Raw genomic sequence first — 6,584 nt, forward strand, 5'->3', positions numbered from 1 at the left:
GTTAAAGGGCAGGCTGATCTCTTTTTTAACCCCGCGTATTTCCAGGGTGCCGGTGGCAGTATATCCATTGTCAGACTTTTTAATAGCGCCGGAAGTAAAGCGGATCAGGGGAAACTTATCGGTATACAGGTATTTTTCGCCTTTGGCGTGTTTGTTCTTTAAACCGTTGCCGGTATTTATGGAGGCAGTGCTTACCGTTACATCGAACTTTGAGCCCGGGAGATCGTTCTCGTCAAAAATAATGTCCCCTTTTAAACCTGAGAAGGTGCCGGAAGCGCCTCTGCCGTCAAATTTAATAGTGTAGCCCTCGGCAATTTTCCAGCTGGTTGCAACATACGTGAAGGCAGATGCTACCATAAATATTGCAGCCGCCAGCGTAACAGTAAATCTTTTCATTGTGCTCTGATTAAACGGCAAATAGTGCCCCTGATGAATATAACAAAAAAACCGTGTTACTTGTTTTTGCGTTTCTTCGACGCCTTTTCCGCTTCCATTTCTTCTGCGGTCTGGGGGCGCATCAGGTTCTTTTTCCGCTGATCCTGCGGCTGCTGCACCGGGAACTTGCCCAGGGGCAGGGCGTCGTGAAACACTTTTTCTATATGTACCCATTTTCCACCTTTCCATTTAAACCCTTCATAATCCAGGTCAGGTACATACGTATACGGTTTTCCCGGCTCATTGGTTGCCGATACAAGATGATCAAATACGATCATATCCATTTCGGGGTTATAACTGAGGCTGATGGTGGCTTTTTTACTGTACTCTATAATGAAGCGTTTGCGGGTAGGTTTAGGCACGGTATCTTCTGCGTAGCTAAAGAAAGGCCCGCCGAATACGGGTTTGCCGTTCTTGAACTGCAGCATATCCACCAGCTTTTTAGTGCTGCGCAGGTTATTGGCGTCGTAGCCAAATAACGTATAGTATTCACTGTTAAAGAAGTGCTGCTGTACTATTTTATAATAGAGGCAGCCGTACCAGGCTTTGTTATCGCCCACGGTATCTATATTGGAGGTATAGTCTGAATTATCAAAGAGCGGGAACAGCTTCAGCTGCCCGTTCTTACTGTTCATTTGTATGGCGCCGTAGTGGCGGTAAAAGCCATTATCATTTTCCAGGCCCCAGGTAAAAATGCGGAAAGTGCTGTCCTGCGGGTATTGTATGCTGATGCTTTGCAGGGAATCAAAGGAGAATTCAAAAGAGTAGGGGGCTTTCAGCGCGCGCACCAGCTGCGGTATGAACTGGTCGCTGGCCTGCTGGCGTATATCTTCTGTTTTACCGTTTAAAATGGTATCTGCTACCCGCTGCAGGGAATCCTGCTGTTTTGAGAGCAGGATACTGTCTGCCGGGCGCAGGTGCTGCGCCTTTGCGGCTGTTGGAGCAGAAAGCAGAAAGCTTAATGCGGAAAGCAGAAAGCGGAAAGCGGAAAGCTTAATGCGGAAAGCAAAAAGCAGAAAGCGGAAAGCAAAAAGCTTAATGCGGAAAGCAAAAAGCAGAAAGCATAAAGCGGAAAGCTTAATGCCGTTTGTTTTATGTGTAATGTGCTGAATGTTTAACGCTGCCTGCATGCTGTTCAATTGCTGTATGTTTAACGCTATGTGCAGTATTTTTGTTATATGTCCTTGAAAATAGCTGAAAGCTGAAAGCTAAAAGCTAAAGGCTAAAAGCAAAAAGCTTTATGCTTTCCGCTTTATGCTTTCCGCCAGCCTATGTATCTCAGCTGCCAGGCGGCTCCAGGAGTATTTTTGTTTTTCTTCCTGTACGCCGGCGGTCATGGCGGCTTCACGGTCCTCAACATAATATTTTTCTATGGCAGCTGCAATGGAGGCCGGTTCCGGCTCACAAATGTAGCCTACTTTGCCATCGGGAATGGTCTCTGCCAGCCCGCCTACATTGGTAACCACCATGGGCTTTTCAAAGTGGTAGGCTATCTGTGAAATGCCGCTCTGGGTGGCGCTTTTATACGGCTGCACCACCAGGTCGGCTGCACGGAAATAATATTTTACATCATCGTTGGGAATGAAGTCGGTATGCAGCAGCACCTTATCGCCCAGCTGGTGCTGTGCGATGAGCTGGTGATAGGGGGCCGCATCTTCATAAAACTCCCCGGCCACTATCAGGTGAATATCCAGCTTGCGCAGGCGCTCATCTGCCATAGCCTGCAATAAAAGGTCCAGCCCTTTGTAGGGGCGTATGAAACCAAAGAACAGGATGTACCGTTTACCGGCATCCAGCTTCAGGTGCGCCCTGGCAGCGGATTTAGGTATTAATTCGCCATAGCTGTCATAAATAGGATGGGGGATGAGCGATGCCTTTTTTACGGGCTCAAACTGCCGCAGGTCGTTGATCACCGACTGGCTCATGGCTACAAACACATCTACCGGTTTCAGGAAATAGCGGGTAAAGGCTACATCGCCAAACCTTTTTTCATGCGGTACCACATTATCCAGCAAGCCTACGATGCGGATGCGGCTGCCTTTTTTAGCGATGCGTAATATAGTGCCCAGGCAGGGCCCCATAATGGGCAGCCAGTATCTTACGATAATAATGTCAGGGTTAAAGCGGCGTATTTTACGGCCGGTGATCCACCAGTTCAGCGGATTAACAGAGTTTACGATACGGCGGATGCGCAGGTGTGCGGGCGGAGGATCTGTTGAATACTGGCTTTTGCCGGGAAACATGAAGCCAGGATACTGTACGGTGAAGGTCCAGATATCTACATCGTCTGTTTGCTGCAGCTCTTCGGCCAGCCTTTCATTATAAGCTGCCAGGCCGCCCCGGAAGGGGTAGGCGGTGCCGAGTATGAGGATCTTCGATTTTGCCAATAGCATTGATTTACGATCTTAGATTTTAGATTTTAGATTTGAATGCAGCGGATGGTTTTGTTTTGCGCCCCCGGAAAATCTAAAATCGTAAATCTAAAATCTAAAATTCAAGAGATTTTTTCTTCGATTAAATATGTATTCCGCTCCGGTGCATTGCGGGCTACCAGCTCGCCAATAAAACCGGTGAGGAACAGCTGTGAACCTATGATCATAAACAGGATGGCCAGGTAAAAGATAGGCCGGTCCGTCATGTTATACCTGTCAAAAGCAATTTTGGCAAAGCCCAGGTAAAAGGCAATCCCAAAACCCAAGAGGAAGAACACGGTACCCAGCGCGCCAAACAGGTGCATAGGACGTTTGCCAAACTTACCGATGAACATAATGGAGGCCAGGTCCAGGAAACCGTTAATAAAACGTTCCAGTCCAAACTTGGTAACGCCGTATTTGCGGGCGCGGTGCTCCACGGGCTTTTCGCCTATCTTGCTAAAGCCGGCCCATTTGGCGATCACGGGTATATAACGGTGCATTTCCCCATACACCTCAATAGACTTCACCACTTTTTTGCGGTAGGATTTCAGGCCGCAGTTCATATCGTGCAGCGCTACCCCGCTCATTTTGGTGGTGGTCCAGTTATAGATCTTACTGGGCAGGTTTTTGGTGAGTGCGTTATCATAGCGTTTCTTTTTCCAGCCGCTTACCAGGTCGTAGCCGTCCTCTACTATCATGCGGTACAGTTCCGGTACTTCATCGGGGCTGTCCTGCAGGTCGGCATCCATGGTAATGATCACATTGCCCTGTGCTGCGCGGAAACCTTCATTTAAGGCGGCTGACTTGCCATAATTACGGCGGAAGCGGATGGCCTTAATATGCTGCGGGTCTGCGGCTGCCAGGCGCTGGATCACTTCCCAGGAGCTATCCGTGCTACCGTCGTCCACCATCCATATGTCGTAGGAGAAGTTGTTTTCCTGCATCACACGATCAATCCAGGCAACAAGTTCCGGCAAAGATTCTTCTTCGTTTTTTAATGGAACGATAACGGATATGTCTAAACTCATAATAGATTTTTTAATTACGAATTATTCAATTACGAATTACGAATTGAGTACTGCGTATATGAGCGTTGTTCAATAAACCGCAGGTTCTTGAATTTGATTCCGGTGTATAACAATGCCTTTTAATGGGCCATTTCCATTGCGAAATACTTAATTCGTAATTCGTAATTGAATAATTCGTAATTCTTATACCTGCGGTTGTTGTACGTTCGGGTTCTTTTTAGCTACAGCTGCACCTATAAGGGATGCAATGGCGCCAAAGAAAAGGGTACCGAAAATACCGCCGGCTAATACAAATACCATGAACATTTTGCTGGTCATGGCAATGGCTTTTTCTATCACATCATCTGACTGTCCCTGTTTTTCCATCTGCCGGCGGGCCTCCTCCAATGCTTTTTCCTTGATATCCGGGAAAATAAGGATGAATACCACGGAGAACAGCACGGTGATCAGTGCTATAAGGGACGTGGTTTTGAACCCGTTTGCAAAAACGTTGCCAAAGGTCACATTCCCGTCATTCAGCTTTGCAAACTGGGTGCAGGTAAAAATAACGCCAACAAATATAACAACCGTGCTTACCCATTTTACCCAACTCTCAGTGCTGAGGTTCAGCACATAAAAAAGTACAGATAACAGAATAAGGATTGCGCTGATAACCAAGCCATACTGAAGATGGTTGCTTTTGTGCATAGTAGTAAGGTTTATAAGGATTAAGAAAACAGTACCTGATTATTATTGATAACCGCTTTCACTTTGCCCGTTAACTCTGCGCCAATATACGGTGAATTTTTAGACCGGGAAGCAATATCCGCGCTGGTGAACGTCCAGCTGGTATCCGGTTCAAATACAGTGAGGTTTTCCAGCGCTCCCTTATTAAACTCCGGTATGGGAAGATTAAAGATGCGGCGTGGGTTTATGGTGAGCATTTGTATGAGCTGTGACAGGGGCAGCTGGGGAATATGTCTACGGATCGCCCCAAAGCAGGTCTCCAATCCTATCATCCCATTCTTTGCATATTCAAATTCCAGCTGTTTGGCGTCCCAGTCCTGCGGTTGGTGGTGGGTGGCAAAACAATCCACCACGCCATTCACCACGGCCTCTTTCAGCGCGGCAACATCTTCTTCGCTGCGCAGGGGCGGGTTTACTTTAAGATGGGTATCGTAGTTGCGGAGGTCGGCATCCGTAAAAGACAGGTGATAAGGCGTAACGGAGCAGGTAACCTTTATACCTTCTTCCTTTGCCTTGGCAATGAGGGCTATGCCTTTGGCGGTGCTTACGCCGGTTATGTGCAATTTGGAACCGGTGTAGCGGGCCAGCTCCAGGTCGCGCTGAATGATCAGCTCTTCGGCCAGGGCGGGCTTGCCGGGCATGCCCAGCTGGGTGGAGTGGATGCCTTCGTGCATAAGGCCGTGGGCGGAGATGCTCAGGTCATCCGGCAGCTGTATAATAGTGCCGTCAAAGGCTTTTACATATTGCAGGGCTTTCAGCAGCAGGCCGGGGGATTGAACGGGTTTAATACCGTCGGAGAAGGCTACGGCGCCGGCTTCCTGCATCTCGTACATTTCTGCCAGGGAAGTACCTTCCAGGTTTTTGGTAATGGCGCCTATGGGCAGCACCTGTACAGGGCCGCGGCTGGTATTGCTGAGCACATAGCTGATCTGCGGTTTGGTGTGCAGGGCCGGCTGGGTGTTTGGCACTATCATTACCGTGGTAAAACCGCCCCTGGCTGCTGCCAGTGAACCGGTTTGCAGGTCTTCCTTATGCTCCTGGCCGGGATCGCAGAAATGGGCAAAAACGTCCATCCAGCCCATGGATACGTGAAGGTTATTGCCTGTAATGATTGTTACGTTATCCGCTTTAATTTCCGCGGCTACCTTGCTCACTTTGCCTTCTGCTACTAAAATGTCCATCGGCTGCCCTGAGAAAGGATCATTCGGGGCGATAACGATTGCTTTTTTAATTAATATCTGCATGCTGTAAAATAAAACCTGGCTGTAAGAATAATGCTTGTCCAAAAAGTGCAGGGCAAAAATAGGAAAATTTGAAGATGTCTTACACCAGCCGCTCCCGCATTTCAAAAGTAGGCAGGGCGCAGGCCTGCTTGCGTACCAGCTGGTGGCGGCGCCGGGCCACCCAGTTATATACCGGGTTGGTAATAAAGGTGGGAATGCAAGACAGCAGCCAGCCGGCCAGGCCGAACGGCTGCCGGCATCCGCGCAGAATGCGGGCTATGGCAGCCGTCCGGGTATATGCTTTGCCATGCTGTACCAGGTAAATGGTACCGGCCTCTGTACCGGTGGCCAGGGGCAGCCCATGCTTTTGGGCCAGTGCCTGGAAACAGCTGCTTTGCTGATCACAGAGGCGGAAATGTACCCGGTCCATGCGGATAACCCAGCGTATAAAGCCGTTGCAAAAGGCACAGCTTCCATCGAATAATATGATCTTATCTGCCTGCATATACCTGCGGTTCAGGATGAAATTCCGCAAAGGTAGGTAATTTCCACTTGGCTTTACGGTTTATGCGGCTAATGAGCTTATTCAGGAAGGCCTGCCATTCCTCATCCTTAAAAAAGAAGCCATAGGTCATGATGAAAATGATCTCAAAGCCATAGATCATCATAAACACATAAATACCCAGGTGCAGGGCAATGCCACAGCACACCACGGCCAGGCGGGTCTTTTTAAACCATACCAGCACAGGGAAGTACAC

General features: G+C 48.6%; 8 protein-coding genes. All 8 read right to left on the minus strand.

The window, feature by feature from the left end:
• The coding region (locus tag VIM87_RS05615; RefSeq protein WP_331996030.1) for a YceI family protein at nucleotides 1-396 on the minus strand (396 nt) is incomplete at its 3' end.
• A gap of 56 nt (nucleotides 397-452) precedes the next feature.
• On the minus strand, nucleotides 453-1,565 hold the full coding sequence (locus VIM87_RS05620) for a hypothetical protein (RefSeq protein WP_331996031.1): 1,113 nt from the start codon (nucleotides 1,563-1,565) through the stop codon (nucleotides 453-455).
• Between the two features lie 108 nt (nucleotides 1,566-1,673).
• The gene (locus VIM87_RS05625; protein ID WP_331996032.1) at nucleotides 1,674-2,822 is read right to left on the minus strand and encodes a glycosyltransferase; all 1,149 of its coding nucleotides are present in this window, start codon (nucleotides 2,820-2,822) and stop codon (nucleotides 1,674-1,676) included.
• Nucleotides 2,823-2,929: 107 nt separating this feature from the next.
• On the minus strand, nucleotides 2,930-3,877 hold the full coding sequence (locus tag VIM87_RS05630; RefSeq protein ID WP_331996033.1) for a glycosyltransferase family 2 protein: 948 nt from the start codon (nucleotides 3,875-3,877) through the stop codon (nucleotides 2,930-2,932).
• Nucleotides 3,878-4,060: 183 nt separating this feature from the next.
• Nucleotides 4,061-4,564: a DUF4199 domain-containing protein gene (locus VIM87_RS05635; RefSeq protein WP_331996034.1), complete on the minus strand. Its 504-nt coding sequence runs from the start codon at nucleotides 4,562-4,564 to the stop codon at nucleotides 4,061-4,063.
• A 20-nt stretch (nucleotides 4,565-4,584) separates the two neighbouring features.
• Nucleotides 4,585-5,847 carry a dihydroorotase gene (locus VIM87_RS05640; protein ID WP_331996035.1) on the minus strand — a complete coding sequence of 421 codons (1,263 nt, stop codon included), beginning with the start codon at nucleotides 5,845-5,847 and terminating at the stop codon, nucleotides 4,585-4,587.
• A gap of 79 nt (nucleotides 5,848-5,926) precedes the next feature.
• Nucleotides 5,927-6,361 carry a thiol-disulfide oxidoreductase DCC family protein gene (locus VIM87_RS05645; RefSeq protein WP_331996036.1) on the minus strand — a complete coding sequence of 145 codons (435 nt, stop codon included), beginning with the start codon at nucleotides 6,359-6,361 and terminating at the stop codon, nucleotides 5,927-5,929.
• A partial coding sequence (locus VIM87_RS05650; RefSeq protein WP_331996037.1) for a hypothetical protein occupies nucleotides 6,318-6,584 on the minus strand: 267 nt, incomplete at its 5' end. The genes VIM87_RS05650 and VIM87_RS05645, both read right to left, overlap by 44 nt.

Origin of the sequence: Chitinophaga sp. (assembly GCF_036569125.1) — a bacterium.
In the GTDB taxonomy this organism is placed as follows: domain Bacteria; phylum Bacteroidota; class Bacteroidia; order Chitinophagales; family Chitinophagaceae; genus Chitinophaga.